The organism is Streptomyces luomodiensis (assembly GCF_031679605.1).
Taxonomy (GTDB): Bacteria; Actinomycetota; Actinomycetes; order Streptomycetales; family Streptomycetaceae; genus Streptomyces; species Streptomyces luomodiensis.
This window is the reverse complement of record NZ_CP117522.1, coordinates 4,481,372-4,496,800: the sequence shown is the minus strand read 5'-3', so window position 1 is coordinate 4,496,800 and position 15,429 is coordinate 4,481,372. Positions and strand designations below refer to the sequence as shown.

General features: G+C 72.0%; 11 protein-coding genes. 6 read left to right on the top strand and 5 right to left on the bottom strand.

All coding sequences use genetic code 11. The annotated features are described in order from the left end of the window. Nucleotides 1-19: 19 nt before the first annotated feature. Entirely contained in the window at nucleotides 20-838 is an 819-nt protein-coding gene (locus tag PS467_RS18845) for an SAM-dependent methyltransferase (RefSeq protein ID WP_311036267.1), read from the bottom strand. A gap of 317 nt (nucleotides 839-1,155) precedes the next feature. Beyond that, nucleotides 1,156-1,416 (bottom strand): DUF2530 domain-containing protein, encoded by a 261-nt coding sequence (locus PS467_RS18840; RefSeq protein WP_268972742.1) that lies wholly within the window; start codon nucleotides 1,414-1,416, stop codon nucleotides 1,156-1,158. 168 nt (nucleotides 1,417-1,584) lie between these two features. Between PS467_RS18840 and PS467_RS18835 the strand changes: the two genes are divergently transcribed. The 4 genes from PS467_RS18835 (at nucleotide 1,585) to thpR (ending at nucleotide 6,803) form a co-directional block, all read left to right on the top strand. Continuing rightward, nucleotides 1,585-3,051 (top strand): NCS2 family permease, encoded by a 1,467-nt coding sequence (locus tag PS467_RS18835; RefSeq protein ID WP_311036266.1) that lies wholly within the window; start codon nucleotides 1,585-1,587, stop codon nucleotides 3,049-3,051. Nucleotides 3,052-3,247: 196 nt separating this feature from the next. Further along, nucleotides 3,248-3,709, top strand: coding sequence for a MarR family winged helix-turn-helix transcriptional regulator (locus tag PS467_RS18830; RefSeq protein WP_311036265.1), 462 nt, complete (start codon nucleotides 3,248-3,250; stop codon nucleotides 3,707-3,709). A 32-nt stretch (nucleotides 3,710-3,741) separates the two neighbouring features. Continuing rightward, nucleotides 3,742-5,148, top strand: coding sequence for an MFS transporter (locus PS467_RS18825; protein ID WP_311036264.1), 1,407 nt, complete (start codon nucleotides 3,742-3,744; stop codon nucleotides 5,146-5,148). Between the two features lie 1,058 nt (nucleotides 5,149-6,206). Continuing rightward, nucleotides 6,207-6,803, top strand: a complete 597-nt coding sequence (gene thpR, locus PS467_RS18820; RefSeq protein WP_311036263.1) for an RNA 2',3'-cyclic phosphodiesterase — start codon at nucleotides 6,207-6,209, stop codon at nucleotides 6,801-6,803. Nucleotides 6,804-7,001: 198 nt separating this feature from the next. Here thpR and PS467_RS18815 read toward each other — a convergent pair whose 3' ends face one another. Then, complete coding sequence (locus PS467_RS18815; protein WP_311036262.1) at nucleotides 7,002-7,997, bottom strand: aldo/keto reductase; 996 nt, start codon at nucleotides 7,995-7,997, stop codon at nucleotides 7,002-7,004. Between the two features lie 261 nt (nucleotides 7,998-8,258). After that, nucleotides 8,259-8,810 carry a hypothetical protein gene (locus PS467_RS18810; RefSeq protein ID WP_311036261.1) on the bottom strand — a complete coding sequence of 184 codons (552 nt, stop codon included), beginning with the start codon at nucleotides 8,808-8,810 and terminating at the stop codon, nucleotides 8,259-8,261. A gap of 256 nt (nucleotides 8,811-9,066) precedes the next feature. Between PS467_RS18810 and PS467_RS18805 the strand changes: the two genes are divergently transcribed. Beyond that, nucleotides 9,067-10,122, top strand: a complete 1,056-nt coding sequence (locus PS467_RS18805) for a hypothetical protein (protein WP_311036260.1) — start codon at nucleotides 9,067-9,069, stop codon at nucleotides 10,120-10,122. A gap of 128 nt (nucleotides 10,123-10,250) precedes the next feature. On the opposite strand, the gene serC is transcribed toward PS467_RS18805, so the two are convergent. Continuing rightward, a complete protein-coding gene (gene serC / locus PS467_RS18800) occupies nucleotides 10,251-11,369 on the bottom strand; it encodes a phosphoserine transaminase (RefSeq protein ID WP_311036259.1) in 1,119 nt (372 codons plus the stop codon). A 179-nt stretch (nucleotides 11,370-11,548) separates the two neighbouring features. Here serC and PS467_RS18795 point away from each other — a divergent pair, with 179 nt between their 5' ends. Beyond that, nucleotides 11,549-14,974 carry an FAD-binding and (Fe-S)-binding domain-containing protein gene (locus PS467_RS18795; RefSeq protein ID WP_311036258.1) on the top strand — a complete coding sequence of 1,142 codons (3,426 nt, stop codon included), beginning with the start codon at nucleotides 11,549-11,551 and terminating at the stop codon, nucleotides 14,972-14,974. The last annotated feature ends 455 nt before the right edge of the window (nucleotides 14,975-15,429 follow it).

The window sequence follows — 15,429 nt, the reverse complement described above, 5'->3', positions numbered from 1 at the left end:
ACGCACGGGCGCTGCCGGGTCAGGGCTTGCGGGCCACACCCGCGAAGATCCACAGGTCCAGGGCCTCCGCGTCGGCCCTGGCCTGCTCGGTCTCGGGCTTCCAGCGGTGCGGCATCACCACGCCCGGATCGACCAGCTCCAGCCCGTCGAAGAACGCGAGGATCTCCTCCTGGTCGCGCCCCTGCACATGGATGCCGCTGCCGCGGTAGAGGTTGGTCACCGCGTCCGAGACTCCGGGGCGGGGGTCGAGCGCTCCGTGCGAGAGCACCAGATAACTGCCCGGTGCCAGGGCCTCGACCAGTTGTCCGACGATGTCGTACGGCTTCCGCTCATCCGCGATGAAGTGCATGATCGCATTGAGCGACAGGGCGATCGGCCGGGACAGGTCGAGGGTGTCGGTCAGCTCTTCGGCGGTCAGGATCGTCTGGGGCTCGGTGACGTCCGCGTGGATGTACGCGGTGCGGCCCTCGGGCGTGGAGAGCAACAGGGCCTGGGCGTAGGCCAGCACGATGGGGTCGTTGTCCGCGTAGACGACCCGGGACGACGGGGCGACCTTCTGGGCCACCTGGTGGAGATTGGGCTCGGTGGGGATGCCGGTGCCGATGTCCAGGAACTGCCGTATGCCCGCCTCGGCCGCGAGCCAGCGGGTCGCGCGGTGCATGAATGACCGGTTGGCGCGGGTCCACGGCTTGACGTCGGGCCAGACGGCCTCGACCTGTTCGGCCGCCTGGGTGTCGACCGCGTAGTGGGTCTTGCCGCCCAGGAAGTAGTCGTACATGCGGGCCGAGTGCGGCTTGCTGGTGTCGATTTCATCGGCACGAAAGCGGTTACCGGTCATATCCCTCACATTACTGGTGAGTTGACGCCTATAAGGCGGTAGTTCCCGAACAAAGTGCGCGCCGTGAGGGTTCCGCAACATTGTGAACGAGCCGTGAAGATCGTACAGTTGTCCCATCCGGCTCCGCCCGCGCGTCCCCGCGGCGGGGCCCTCATCTTCTGTGCGTCCTCCGCGCGCACCGCAGACGGGTGAGCGGGCGCGCCGGGAGGGGAGCGCGCCCGCACACCAGGCCGGGGCGCCGGATCGTCACCGGGAACGGCGACGGTCCGGCGCCGCGCCGTCGATGGGCAATCCGGTGCGCGCGTACGGCGGTCGCGTCAGCCGCTCTCGTTCCCGTTCCGCGAGCCGCGGATCGCCGCGTCCCGGGCGCGCACGTACCAGACGCCGATCAGACCGAGGCCGCCGCCGGCCAGGCAGGTCCACAGCCACCACAGGTGTCCGTGCTCGTCGTACCAGCGGTAGAAGGGGAGCTGGACGAGGAAGAGGACGAACCACACGATCGTGCCGCCGGTGATCGTGGCCACGACATTGCCCTCAAGGGGCTCCGGCGCCTCGTGCCTGGGGGTCCACTTCGTCATGGCCACAGCTTAAGGGGGCCGGTGGCGGGTCCGTCCGGGACCGTACCGGATGGGTTTGGCGGTCGGCCGTTTATAGTTTCATACTGAATACTTCCGGGTCTGGGTGGAATGTCTCGTTCGATCCTCCAAGAGGCCCGCCGCTGACGTTCACCACCACTGAGGTTCTTCATGTCCCCCTCGGCCAGCGCGCCGGTCGACGCGAGCAAGCAGACTCCGGCTCCCCCTGCCAACGGCATCGACAAGTTCTTCAAGATCAGCCAGCGCGGCTCCTCGGTCTCCCGGGAGATCCGTGGCGGGCTGGCCACGTTCTTCGCGATGGCCTACATCATCGTGCTGAACCCGATCATCCTCGGGGCCGGTACGGACAAGTTCGGGGATCAGCTCAACAACGGCCAGCTGGTCACCGCGACCGCCCTGATGGCGGGCCTGACCACGCTGCTCATGGGGATCATCGGCAATGTCCCCATCGCGCTCGCCGCGGGCCTGGGCATCAACGCCGTGGTCTCGCTGCAACTCGCGCCCAAGATGAGCTGGCCGGACGCGATGGGCATGGTGGTGCTCGCGGGTCTGGTGCTGATGATCCTCGTCGCCTCGGGCCTGCGGCAGCGGGTGATGGACGCGATCCCGGGCGGGCTGCGGCGGGCGATCGCGATCGGTATCGGGCTCTTCATCGCCCTGATCGGCCTGGTCGACTCCGGCTTCATCAGCCGTAACCCCGACTCCGCGCACACCACCGTCCCCCTGGGCCTGGGGGTGGCCGGGCGGCTGCAGGGCTGGCCGGTGCTGGTGTTCGTGCTCGGCCTCGCGCTCACGTTCATCCTGATCGTCCGCAAGACGCGCGGTGCGATCCTGATCGGCATCGTGGTCATGACCGTGGTCGCGATCGTGATCAACTCCCTGGCGCACATCCCGGACGCCCAGTGGGGGCTGACCGTCCCCAAGGTGCCGGAGAAGGTGGTCGACACCCCGGACTTCGGCCTCATCGGCCAAGTCGACCTCTGGGGCGGCTTCCGTGAGGTCGGCCTGCTCACCGGCTGTCTCTTCGTCTTCACCGTGCTGCTGTCCGGCTTCTTCGACGCGATGGGCACGATCATCGGCGTCGGCGAGGAGGCCGGGCTGACCAACGAACGCGGGCAGCTGCCGGGCATGGGCCGGATCCTGATGATGGACGGTGTCGCGGTCGCGGGCGGCGGCTTCGGCTCGGCCTCGGCCAACACCTGCTTCGTCGAATCCACGGCGGGTGTCGGGGAGGGGGCGCGCACCGGACTGGCGAACGTGGTGACCGGCGGCCTCTTCCTGCTCTCGCTGGTCTGCACCCCGCTCGCCAAGGTGGTGCCCTCGCAGGCCGCGACCCCCGCGCTGGTCGTCGTCGGCTTCCTGATCATGGCGGCGAACGTCAAGGAGATCGACTGGAGCGACTCCACGATCGCGATCCCGGCCTTCCTGACCATGATCTCGATGCCGTTCACGTACAGCATCACCAACGGGATCGGCGTGGGCGTGCTCGCGTTCCTGCTGCTGCGCATCGCCACCCGGCGGGCCCGGGAGATCCCGTGGCTGCTGGGCGTGGTGGGGCTGTGCTTCCTGGTGTACTTCCTGCTCAACCCGATCGAGCAGGCGCTCGGCGTCTCCTGAGCCGCCCGGCCGTCCCCCACCCCCCCGTGAGCGCCCCGGACACCTCAGGTCCGGGGCGCTCACGCGCGTTGCGCGGCCCTGTGACGTGGCGCACCCGAACGTTACTCCCCGAAGTCAACTCACTCGTTCGGGTGAAATAGAAATAGGGATGTCACCAGGGTTTCATTAGGCGAGGTAATGAGTTATGCTAAAGACCATGCCGGATCTGTCCCGCCCCCAGCACAAGGCGGAGGCGCCCCCCGACGACGCGGAGGCCGTGAACGCCCTGCGGTCCGGAGTGATGCGTCTGTCGCGGCGGCTCAAGCACCAGCGAGTGGACGAATCGCTCAGTCCCACCGAGATGGCGGTCCTGGGCACCCTGGCCCAGTGCGGCTCCGCCACCCCCGGTGAGCTGGCCCGTAAGGAGCACGTCCAGCCGCCCTCGATGACCCGCATCGTGGCCCTGCTGGAAGCCAAGGGACTGGTCGGACTCGAGCCGCACCCGGAGGACCGGCGGCAGAAGGTCGTCTCGCCGACCGAGCGTGTAGAGGCCATGCTCGAAGAGAGCCGACGCAAGCGCAACGCCTGGCTGACCGAACTGGTCGGGCAGCTGACCGAGGACGAGTGGGACGCGCTGCGCGCCGCCGCGCCCGTGCTGGAGAAGCTCGCGCACATGTAGCAATGACTGAGGCAGCCAGGAGGCGAACGCACTTGAGTACGGGACCCGGAGCAGACTCCGCACCCGCACCGAAGAACCCCGCAGATTCCGCATCCGTACCCGGCCCCGACCGCGCCGTCGCCACCGGTGACGACCCCGGGGGGCGTACCAAGGGCGGCACCTTCCGTTCCCTGAGGGTCCGCAACTACCGGCTGTTCGCGACCGGTGCCATGATCTCCAACACCGGCACCTGGATGTCGCGGATCGCCCAGGACTGGCTGGTCCTCAGCCTCACCGGCTCCTCCACCGCGGTCGGTATCACCACCGCGCTGCAGTTCCTGCCCATGCTGCTCTTCGGCCTCTACGGCGGGGTCATCGCCGACCGCTGTCCCAGGCGCCGGCTGCTGCTGATCACCCAGACCGCGCTGGGGCTGTGCGGGCTCGCCCTCGCCGCCCTCACCCTCAGCGGCCATGTGCAGGTCTGGCACGTCTATCTGATCGCGTTCCTGCTCGGCATGGTCACCGTCGTCGACAACCCGACCCGCCAGGTCTTCGTCAACGAAATGGTCGGCCCCAAGGATCTGCGGAACGCGGTCAGCCTCAACTCCGCGAACTTCCAGTCCGCCCGGCTGATCGGCCCGGCGGTCGCCGGTGTGCTGATCACCGCCGTGGGCAGTGGCTGGGCCTTCCTGATCAACGGACTCTCCTTCGGCGCCCCGCTCATCGGGCTGCTGATGATGCGCACCAGCGAGCTGCACAAGGTCCAGCGGGCGCCGCGCGGCAAGGGGCAGCTGCGGGAGGGGCTGCGCTATGTCGCCGGCAACCCCGATCTCATCTGGCCGATCGTGCTAGTGGGCTTCATCGGCACCTTCGGCTTCAACTTCCCGATCTGGCTGAGCGCCTTCGCCGACGATGTCTTCGACGCGGGCCCGGGTACGTATGGCCTGCTCAACACCCTGATAGCGATCGGCTCGGTGACCGGTGCACTGCTCGCCGCCCGGCGCGTGGTGGCACGGCGGCGGCTGCTGGTCGGGGCCGCGCTGATGTTCGGCGTGCTGGAGATGGTCGCGGCGGCGACCCCGTACTTCTGGCTCTTCGCGGCGCTCATGGTGCCGATCGGGATCTTCAGCCTGACGTTCAACGTGACCGCGAACTCCAGCGTCCAGCTCGCGACCGATCCCGCGATGCGGGGCCGGGTGATGAGCCTGTTCATGATGGTCTTCGTCGGCGGTACGCCGATCGGCGGCCCGCTGGTGGGCTGGCTGACCGACACCTGCGGCGCGCGCATCGGCTTCGCCGCGGGCGGTCTGGTCTCGGCCGCCGCCGCGGTCGCGGTGGGCCTGGTCCTGGTCCGGGCCGGCGGACTGCGGCTGAAGCTGGACCTCCGCCGCGGCCATCCCCGCGTGGCCTTCGTCCCCCGCACCCCCGAGGACCACAAGCAACTAGCCACCACAGCCTGACCCCGGCAGGCACCCGGGACCACGGTCCTATTCCACCCGGTGCCCGCGCCGCCGGGCGGACCTGCCGCCGGGCAGGCGTCCGGGGCCACCGGCGTGCAGGCGCCGACGAGCCGTGAGGGGCGGGGTCGGGCCCACCCCACCTGGTGCCCGCGCCGCCGGACGGGCCTGCCGCCGGGCTGGCGTGCGGGGCCACCGGCGGGCAGGCGTCGATGAGCCGTGAGGTGGCGGCCCCGCGCCGCCGGGGGGACTTGCCGCCGGGCTGGCGTGCGGGGCCACCGGAGGGGTAGCCGCCGATGAGCCGTGAGGGGGCGGGGTCGGGCCCACCCGGTGCCCGCGCCGCCGGGCAGACCTGCCGCCGGGCTGGCGTCCGGGGCCACCGGCGGGCAGGCGCCGATGAGCCGTGAGGCGGCGGCCCCCGCGCCGTCGGGCTGGCGTGCGGGGCCACCGGGCGGGCAGGCGCCGACGAGACGGGAGGGGGCGGGGTCGGTCCCACCTCACCCGGTGCCCGCGCCGCCGGGCGGACTTGCCGTCGGGCTGGCGTGCGGGGCCACCGGCGGGCAGGCGCCGATGAGACGGTGACCTGCCGCCGGGCAGGCGTATGGGGCCACCGGCGGGGAGGTGTCGACGAGGCGGGAAGGGGCGGGGTCGGTCCCACACCACCCCGTCCCCGGCGCCGCCGGGCGGACCTGCCGCCGGGCTGGCGTTGCGGGGCCACCGGAGGGGTAGCCGCCGACGAGACGGGAGGGGGCGGGGTCGGAGGGGTGGTGTCCTGGACGCTGTCGCATATTTGTGGCGCCAATCTCCGGCCCACCCCACGCCCCCGGGCACCGGCGCCGTAAATATGCGGTCCAGGGCGCCGCACCGGAGGCCCCGCCCCCGGCACCCGCCCCCGGGCAACCCCGTCCCCCCGGGGCAACCCCGTCCCCCCGGGGCACCCCCGTCCCCGGGCAACCCCGCCCCCCGCGGCAACCCCGTACCCGGGCAACGCCGCCCCCGCGGCAACCCCGGCCCCGCTGTCCGTGCCGCGAAGGCGGCACCCCGTGAGGGAGACTGGGCGGGTGAGACTCTTCGCCGCCGTGTTGCCGCCGGACCCCGTCGTCGCCGAGCTGGCCGCGCGAGTCGAGGCACTCCGGGCGCTGCCGGGGGCGGACGGGTTGCGCTGGACCGAGCGGGAGGGCTGGCACTTCACGCTCGCCTTCTACGGGGAGGTGGCCGAGGAGGTGCTGCCCGAGCTGCACACCCGGCTGGCCCGCGCCGCCCACCGGCACCGCCCCCACGAGCTGCGGCTCGCCCGCGGGGGCCGGTTCGACGACCGCGTGGTGTGGGTGGGCGTCGACGGCGACAGCGAGACCCTGCGGGGGCTGGCCGACTCCGCCGCCGCGGGGGGCCGGCGGGCCGGCATCCCGATGGACCGGCCCCGCCCGTACCATCCGCATCTGACCATCGCGCGCGCCCGCTCCGCACGCCACGGCTCCGCACGCCACGGCACCGCCGGCCTCAGCCTCGCGCCGTACGCCGAGCGGCTCGCGGACTTCGCCGGCCGGGAGTGGACCGTGCGGGAGCTCAGCCTGGTGCGCAGCCATCCACCGGCCCCGGGTGTCCCCGGGCGGCAGCCGCGCTACGAGGTGGTGGCGGCCTGGCCGCTGGGGCACTGAGCGGTCCGGCTAGTCTCGGGGTGTGGACCCCAAGACCCGGAACATGATCATGAGCGGCGCGCTGGTGCTGATTCTCGTCGTCGTCGCCGCGGCGGCCGCCCTAGGAGGCTGAGACGGGAGCGAAGCGAGGCGTGGGCCGCGCACGGCCCACGCCTCCTCCACGCCCGTCGACCACGCTGACCAGGCGGAGCCTCCCCGCTACCAGGCGAACGCCTCGGGCGACGGCCCCGGCCCCGGGAAGATCTCGTCCAGCTCGGCCAGCAGTTCCTCGCTGAGCTTCAGCTCGGCGGCGCGCAGCGCCGACGCCAGCTGCTCGGCCGTGCGCGGGCCCACGATCGGACCGGTTACCCCGGGCCGGGTGAGCAGCCAGGCCAGGGCCGCCTCGCCGGGCTCGATACCGTGCTTGTCCAGCAGGTCCTCGTACCGCTGGATCTGTTCGCGCACCTTGGTGTTCTTCAGCGCGTCGCCGCTGCGGCCGGATGTGGTGCGCGAGCCGCCGCCCTCACGCTCCTTGCGGATCGCGCCGCCGAGCAGCCCGCCGTGCAGTGGCGACCAGGGGATGACGCCCAGGCCGTACTCTTGCGCGGCCGGGATGACCTCCATCTCGGCGCGGCGTTCGGCCAGGTTGTACAGGCACTGCTCGCTGACCAGCCCGTACGAGCCGCGGCGGGACGCGGTCTCATTGGCCTGGGCGATGTGCCAGCCCGCGTGGTTGGAGGAACCGGCGTAGATGATCTTGCCCTGCTGGACGAGGACGTCGATGGCCTGCCAGACCTCGTCCCACGGGGTGGAGCGGTCCACGTGGTGGAACTGGTAGAGGTCGATGTAGTCCGTGCCGAGCCGCTTGAGGCTGGCGTCCACGGACCGGCGGATGTTGACGGCCGAGAGCTTGTCGGTATTCGGCCAGGCCACATCGTCCGCGGCCATGTTCGCGTACACCTTGGTCGCGAGGACCGTCTTCTCGCGCCGCCCGCCACCCTGGGCGAACCAGCTCCCGATGATCTCCTCGGTGCGGCCCTTGTTCTCGCCCCAGCCGTACACATTGGCGGTGTCGAAGAAGTTGATGCCGGCGTCGAGCGCCGCATCCATGATCGAGTGGCTGTCGGCCTCCTCGGTCTGCGGACCGAAGTTCATGGTGCCGAGAACGATCCGGCTGACCTTGAGACCTGTGCGTCCGAGCTGTGTGTACTCCATGGGGTCAGCCAAGCCGTTGGAGTGCGCTCTAATCAAGGGGGCCGGAATCGAAGGCCGAAATCGAGGGCCGGAATCGGGTGGAGCGAGCCCGGGATATCGGCGGCCATCAGGACGAAAATTCCCCGAGGGATTCCGCGGAAATCCCTCACCGCCCCCTCCGTGAATTCCCCACGCCCCGCAGAAAACCCGAAGGCCCGCTTTTTGGCCCCCCGTGCGGTCAAAAAGCGGGCATGATGGGTCCGGCTGAATCGCCGAAGGCGATTACCGGGCGGCGCGGGCCTTCATGAAGCCGAAGACGCCGAGGGCCAGAGCCAGCAGCGCGCCGATCAGGACCATGTAGAGCCCCGGCCCCGCGGTCATGTCGTACAGCTTCGCGGCCTGCTCCGCCGCCTTCTCCGCGACGCTCTGCGACACCCCCTCCTCGTCCGTCATCTTCTGGACGACCAGCCGCTCGGGGTCCGAGATGTTGAGGCCCGCGACGATCGCCATGGCGAGCCCCGCAACCGCGCTGACCAGGTAGATCACCGCCTTCTTGGTGGCCATGGCGGCGATGAACAGGACGGCCGCGACCAAGGCGACGATCAGCGTGATGATGCCGTCGCCGTCGATGCCCTTGATGCCCCCGGTGGCGCCCTCGGCGTCGGAGACCACCCAGTTCACCAGGGAGCCGACCAGCGCGATCACCGAGCCGACGATCCCGAAGATCGCGATCTTCTTGGACGGCGCGGCCGGTGCGGCACCGCCGTTCGGGGCTCCTGCGGAATGCGTGGGAGGTGCGGTCTGCGCATAGGAGGACTGGCTGTATTCGCTCATGAGCAGAGACCGTAAGGGGGGCCTTTCTGTATCGCAATGCCGCCGCCCGCTATGCCGTCAATGACCGATAAATTTCTCGCCGAAATAATCCCCGGATGAGATCAAATAATCTCCGGGTTATTTCGGCTTCTCCGCTCCCGCGAATAATTGGCAGACGTTATCTGCCCGTTATCCCGGAGGTCATGCGTGGCCGGAGGGCGTCCCGCGGCGTGGTTCCGGCACCTGACGCCCCCGGCGGGATGGCAGGCTTGGGCCCATGCGTCCGCTTCCGTTCGTACTCGGCGCCGCCGCGCTGCTGGCCGTGTCCGCTGCCGCCCCGGCTGCCCCGGCCGCCGCTGCCGCCCCGGCCGCCGCTGCCGCCCCGGCCGCCGCCGGCTCGTCGTCGTCGCCGTCTCCCTTCACGATCGAGGATCCACGGATCACCGAGTCCAGTGGCCTCGCCGCGAGCCGTCTCCACCCTGGCGTCTACTGGACGCACAACGACAGTTCGGACGGGCCGTACGTCTACGCCGTCGACGGCCGGACCGGGAAGACGGTCGCGCGGGTCACCCTGCGCGGCATAGGAAGTCCCCGCGATGTGGAAGCGATCTCGATAGGGCCGGACGGCAATGTCTACGTCGGCGATATCGGCGACAACCTGGGCGGCCAGTGGTCCCACGTGTGGATCTACCGGTTCCCCGAGCCGAAGCAGCTGAAGGACACCACCGTCACCGCGACCCAGTTCACCGTCCAGTACCAGGGCGGGCCGCGCAATGCCGAGGCGCTGATGGTCCACCCCAGGACGGGCCGCGTCTACATCGCCAGCAAGAGCGACGAGGACGGCGGGCTGTACATCGGACCGGCCACGCTGAGCTCCTCGGGGGTGAATGTCTTCCGGCGGGTCTCCGACCTCGATCTGGAGGTCACGGACGGGGCGTTCTCCCCGGACGGCACCCGGCTGGTGCTCCGCGGCTACTTCTCGGCCGCCGAGTACCGCTGGCGGAACGACAAGCCGACGAAGCTCGGGGAGGAGCCGGGACTGCCGCTCCAGCGGCAGGGTGAGTCGGTCACCTTCACCCCCGACGGCGGCACGCTCATGTACGGCACCGAGGGCGCGGGCTCCAAGGTGACGCCGGTGGACCTCGGCGGGGAACTGCTGCCGGACGCCACCGCGAAGGAGCAGAAGAAGAAGGGGGAGTACTCCGACCGCCCCGACGGCAAGCTCTCCGATGACGAGAAGAACGGCAACCTGGTCAAGGCCGGGCTCACCTTCGCCGGTGCGCTGGTCGTGTTCTACGGCCTGCGCAGGCTCTTCCGCCGGAGCCGTACCTGATCGTCACCCGTGCGCATCCCCCGTGCGCATCACCCATGCGAAGGGGCCCGCGGCCGGTCGGCCGCGGGCCCCTCGCGCTCACCCATGAACAGGCGACCCGTGAGCGGGCGACCCGTGAGCGGGCACCCTCAGAGGTGCTCGATGACGTAGTCCACGCACGCCGTCAGCGCCTGGACGTCCGCCGGGTCGACGGCCGGGAACATCGCCACCCGCAGCTGGTTGCGGCCCAGCTTGCGGTACGGCTCGGTGTCCACGATCCCGTTGGCCCGCAGCGCCTTGGCGACCGCGGCGGCGTCGATCTCCTCGTTGAAGTCGATCGTGCCGACGACCTGCGACCGCTTGGCCGGGTCGGCCACGAACGGGGTGGCGAACTTGGCCTCCTCGGCCCACCCGTACAGCGTGCGCGAGGAGGTCGCGGTGCGCCGCACGGCCCAGTCCAGGCCGCCCTGTCCGTTGATCCACTCCAGCTGGTCGTTGAGCAGGAAGAGCGTCGCCAGCGCCGGGGTGTTGTACGTCTGGTTCTTCAGCGAGTTGTCGATCGCGGTCGGCAGCGAGAAGAACTCCGGGACGTGCCGGCCGGACGCGTGGACGCGGGCGGCGCGTTCGAGCGCGGCGGGGGAGAACACGCCGATCCACAGACCGCCGTCCGCCGCGAAGGACTTCTGCGGCGCGAAGTAGTAGACGTCCGTCTCGGCGATGTCGACCGGCAGACCGCCCGCACCGGAGGTCGCGTCCACCAGCACCAGCGCGCCCTCGTCGGCGCCGGCCACCCGCTGGATGGGCATGGCGACACCGGTGGAGGTCTCGTTGTGGGTGAAGGCGTACACGTCCGTGCCGCTCTCGGCCCGCGGCTCCGGGTGGGTGCCCGGGTCGGAGGAGATCACCGTGGGCTCCGCCAGCCACGGCGCGAGCTTCGCCGCCTTGGCGAACTTCGAGGAGAACTCGCCGAAGGACAGGTGCTGGGACTTGGACTCGATCAGACCGTGGGTCGCGATGTCCCAGAAGGCGGTGGAGCCGCCGTTGCCCAGGATGACCTCGTACCCCTCCGGGAGCTGGAAGAGTTCGCGCACCCCTTCGCGCACCGCGCCGACCAGGTTCTTGACCGGGGCCTGCCGGTGGGAGGTGCCCAGCAGGGAGCTTCCGGTGGCGGCCAGGGCACTGAGCGCCTCGGTGCGCACCTTGGAGGGGCCCGAGCCGAAGCGTCCGTCGGCGGGCTTGATGTCATCGGGAATCGGGATCTCAGCCACGAACCGAAGCCTAATCCGTCGGCCCTCGCCGTCCGACCGTGCGTCCAGCGGCTGAGACAACCCGTCCACACCGTGTTGACGTGGGCGATCGCCCCGGTGTAGCCGCGATCTCGGAACACGGCGGCCATGAATCGGAATTGGACATTTTCAACCGTCCGCTCGCCGTGGACCATGGAGGCATGGCTGACCACGAGGCAGACGAGCTGGAGCAGGCGCTGCGCAGGGCCGTCCGCGGGGACGTCTCCTTCGATACGGCGAGCCGGGCGCTGATGACCATGGACGCGTCCAACTACCGCAGAGTGCCCACCGGAGTGGTCGCACCGCGCGACGCGGACGACGTGGCGGCGGCGCTGGCCGTCTGCCGGGAGCGCGGGGTGCCGGTGGTGGCGCGCGGCGCCGGGACCTCGATCGCGGGGCAGGCCACCGGGCTCGGTGTCGTCCTCGACTTCACCCGCCACATGCGGAGCATCGTCTCGCTCGACCCCGAGCGGCGGACCGCCGTCGTCCAGCCCGGCGTCATCCTGGACGACCTCCGTGCGGCGGCCGGCGCCCATGGGCTGACCTTCGGCCCCGACCCGTCCACCCACAGCCGCTGCACCCTCGGCGGCATGATCGGCAACAACTCCTGCGGCTCCCACTCGGTGGCCTGGGGCACCACCGCCGACAACGTCCGCGAGCTGGACGTCCTCACCTACGGCGGGGAGCGGGTGCGGGCCGCCCAGGGCCTCCACGACCTGCCCGCCCGGCTCCGCGACGGCATACGGTCCCTGGTCGGCCGGCACCTGGCCCTGCTGCGCACCGGCTTCCCCGAGCTGCCCCGGCGGATCTCCGGCTACGCCCTGGACGAGCTGCTGCCCGAGAAGAACGCCGATGTCGCCCGCGCCCTCACCGGCAGCGAGGGCACCCTCGGCGTGGTGACCGAGGCGACCGTAAGGCTGGTGAAGGCGCCCGGCGCCCGCGCCCTCGCCGTGCTCGGCTACCCCGACGAGAGCGCGGCGGCCGAGGCCGCGCACACCCTGTTGCCCTACGGTCCGCTGACCGTCGAGGGCATGGCCGCCGATCTGGTCGCCGGGGCATCCGGGCTGCCCAAGGGCGGCGCGTGGCTGTTCGTGGAGGTCGGCGGCGCCAACCGCGAGGAGGCGCTCTCCCGCGCCCAGGAGGTGGCCCGCGCCGCCGCCGAGGCCACCACCGGCCACTCCGTCGTCGCCGACCCGGCCGGGCAGCGCGCCCTGTGGCGGGTGCGCGAGGACGCCTCCGGCACGGCCACGCGCAACCAGGACGGCAGCGAGGCGTGGCCCGGCTGGGAGGACTGCGCGGTGCCGCCGCCCCGGCTCGGCGCGTACCTGCGTGACTTCCGCGCCCTGATGGCCCAGCACGGGCTGCGCGGCACGCCGTACGGGCACTTCGGGGACGGCTGCATCCACGTCCGCATCGACTTCGACCTGATGCGTGAGGCCGGGATCCGGGTCTTCCGGGACTTCTCCTCCGACCTCGCCGATCTCGTCGTCGCCCACGGCGGCTCGCTCTCCGGTGAACACGGCGACGGGCTGGCCCGCGCCGAGCTGCTGCCGCGCATGTACGGGGAGGAGATGGTCGGCCTCTTCTCCCGGTTCAAGGACCTGTGGGACCCGGAAGGCGGCCTCAACCCCGGCGTCCTGGCCCGCCCCCAGCGCGTGGACCAGAACCTGCGCTTCGATGTCCTGCCCAGGCGCCCGGTGGACGTCGCGTTCGGCTACCCGCACGACAAGGGCGACTTCTCGGCGGCGGTCCGGCGCTGTGTGGGCGTCGCCAAGTGCCGTAACGAGTCGGTGTCCGGCGCGGGCGTGATGTGCCCGTCGTACCGGGTGACCGGCGAGGAGCGGCACTCCACGCGCGGCCGCGCCCGGCTGCTGCACGAGATGCTCGCGGGCGAGGTCGTCCAGGACGGCTGGCGCTCGGAGGAGGTACGGGACGCGCTCGACCTCTGCCTGTCCTGCAAGGGCTGCCGCAGCGACTGCCCGGTGGAGGTCGACATGGCCACGTACAAGGCCGAGTTCCTGCACCACCACTACGAGGGACGGCTGCGGCCCGCCGCGCACTACTCGATGGGCTGGCTCCCGGTGTGGCTGCGGGCCGGTGCCGCCCTGCGGGCGGCGCCGGTGCTCAACGCGCTGTCCGGGGTGAGCCCGCTCGCCGCCCTGGCCAAGCGCATGGGCGGCCTCGCCCCCGAACGGGACATCCCGGAGCTGGCCCGTGAGCCCTTCACGAGGTGGTGGCGGGAGCGGGCGCGCGCGGCGGCGCGGGGCGCGGGTGCGCGTGGCGCGGGGACCGAGGCCCGACCGGGCCCCGGCCCCGGCGGTCCCGGCCCCGGTGCCGGCGGTCCCGGCCCCGGTGCCGCTGGTCCCGGCCCCGGCCCTGGTCCCGGCGGTCCTGGTGCCGGTCCCGGCGGTCCTGATGTCGGTCCCGCTGGTCCCGGTGCTGGCGCCGCCGGTCCCGGTGGTGGTCCTGCCGGACCTGACGCCGGCCCTGCCAGCCCTGGTGGCGCTCCTGCCGGTCTCGGTGGCGGCCCCGCTGGTCCTGGTGCCGGTCCCGCCAACCCTGGTGGTGGTCCTGCCGGTCTCGGTGGCGGCCCCGCTGGACCTGATGCCGGCCTCGCCAACCCCGGTGGTGGTCCTGCCCGCTCCGGTGGCGGTCCCCGAGCCGGAGCCGGTCGGGGGCTGGCTGGTCGGGTGCGCGCGGCGGTGGGTGGCGCGGGGGCCGGAGCTGGGTCCGGGCCGGGACGGGCCGGGCGGCTGCCCGGCGGGGCCGGGCGCGTCACGGCGGCACCAACGGCACCGGGGCGACCGGGGGAGCAGGAGGGGCCGGGCCAGGGGGCCGGGAGGGGGCGCACCGTCGTGCTGTGGCCGGACACCTTCACCAACCACCTCTCCCCGTCGGTCGGCCGGTCGGCGGTCGCCGTGCTGGAGGCGGCCGGGCTGCGGGTGGTGGTCCCGCCCAGGCCCGTGTGCTGCGGGCTGACCTGGGTCTCCACCGGTCAGCTCGACCGCGCCCGCACGGTCATGCGGCGCACGCTGGACGTCATGGCCCCGGCCCTGGACGCCGGACTTCCGGTGGTCGGCCTCGAACCCAGCTGCACGGCCGCCCTCCGCACCGACCTCCCCGAACTCCTCGGCACCGACCCGCGCGCCGCACGCCTGGCCGAGTCGGTGTCGACGTTCGCCCAGGCGCTGGAGCGGTACGCCCCGGACTGGCAGCCGCCGAGGATCGACCGCCCCGTCGTCGGCCAGACCCACTGCCACCAGCACGCCGTCCTCGGCGACGCCGCCGAGCGCCGTCTGCGGGAACGCGCCGGCCTTACGGGCGCGTTGAGCGGCGGCTGCTGCGGTCTGGCGGGCAACTTCGGCTTCGAGGACGGGCACTACGAGGTCTCGGTGGCCTGTGCCGAGGAGCAGCTGCTGCCGTCGGTACGCGCTGCGGAGATGGGCACGGAGGTGCTGGCGGACGGCTACTCCTGCCGTACCCAGCTGAACCAGCTGGCGGGGCGGAAGGGGCGCCATCTGGCGGAGGTTTTGGCGGACGGCTTGGCGAAGAACTCGGCGAAGGATGTGGCGGGGGGTTCGGCGTAGTGGTTGGGTGACGCTGTCGCGGGGTCGTTGGCTCGGTTGGGTGCGGCGCCGTCTCGCGCCTTCGGCGCCATTGAGCAGCGGCGGCGGGGGTGGGGGGCGTGGCGCCGCTGCCGGGTGCCGGGCTCGTGGAGGTGGGCGCCGGTGGCGGCTTCCGCGCTGGGCGGCCGGGCCCAGCCGGACTGCGGGCGGCTTGGCGAAGGATGTGGCGGGGGGTTCGGCGTAGTGGTTGGGTGACGCTGTCGCGGGGTCGTTGGCTCGGTTGGGTGCGGCGCCGTCTCGCGCCTTCGGCGCCATTGAGCAGCGGCGGCGGGGGTGGGGGGCGTGGCGCCGCTGCCGGGTGCCGGGCTCGTGGAGGTGGGCGCCGGTGGCGGCTTCCGCGCTGGGCGGCCGGGCCCCAGCCGGACTGCGGGCGGCGGGCGGCGGGGCAAGATTTCGGCCAACGCGGCGTTGGACCA

Coding starts and splice junctions, on each gene's coding strand:
- PS467_RS18845 (WP_311036267.1), bottom strand. CDS start 838: ATGACCGGTAACCGCTTTCGTGCCGATGAAATCGACACCAGCAAGCCG.
- PS467_RS18840 (WP_268972742.1), bottom strand. CDS start 1,416: ATGACGAAGTGGACCCCCAGGCACGAGGCGCCGGAGCCCCTTGAGGGC.
- PS467_RS18835 (WP_311036266.1), top strand. CDS start 1,585: ATGTCCCCCTCGGCCAGCGCGCCGGTCGACGCGAGCAAGCAGACTCCG.
- PS467_RS18830 (WP_311036265.1), top strand. CDS start 3,248: ATGCCGGATCTGTCCCGCCCCCAGCACAAGGCGGAGGCGCCCCCCGAC.
- PS467_RS18815 (WP_311036262.1), bottom strand. CDS start 7,997: ATGGAGTACACACAGCTCGGACGCACAGGTCTCAAGGTCAGCCGGATC.
- PS467_RS18810 (WP_311036261.1), bottom strand. CDS start 8,810: ATGAGCGAATACAGCCAGTCCTCCTATGCGCAGACCGCACCTCCCACG.
- PS467_RS18805 (WP_311036260.1), top strand. CDS start 9,067: ATGCGTCCGCTTCCGTTCGTACTCGGCGCCGCCGCGCTGCTGGCCGTG.
- PS467_RS18795 (WP_311036258.1), top strand. CDS start 11,549: ATGGCTGACCACGAGGCAGACGAGCTGGAGCAGGCGCTGCGCAGGGCC.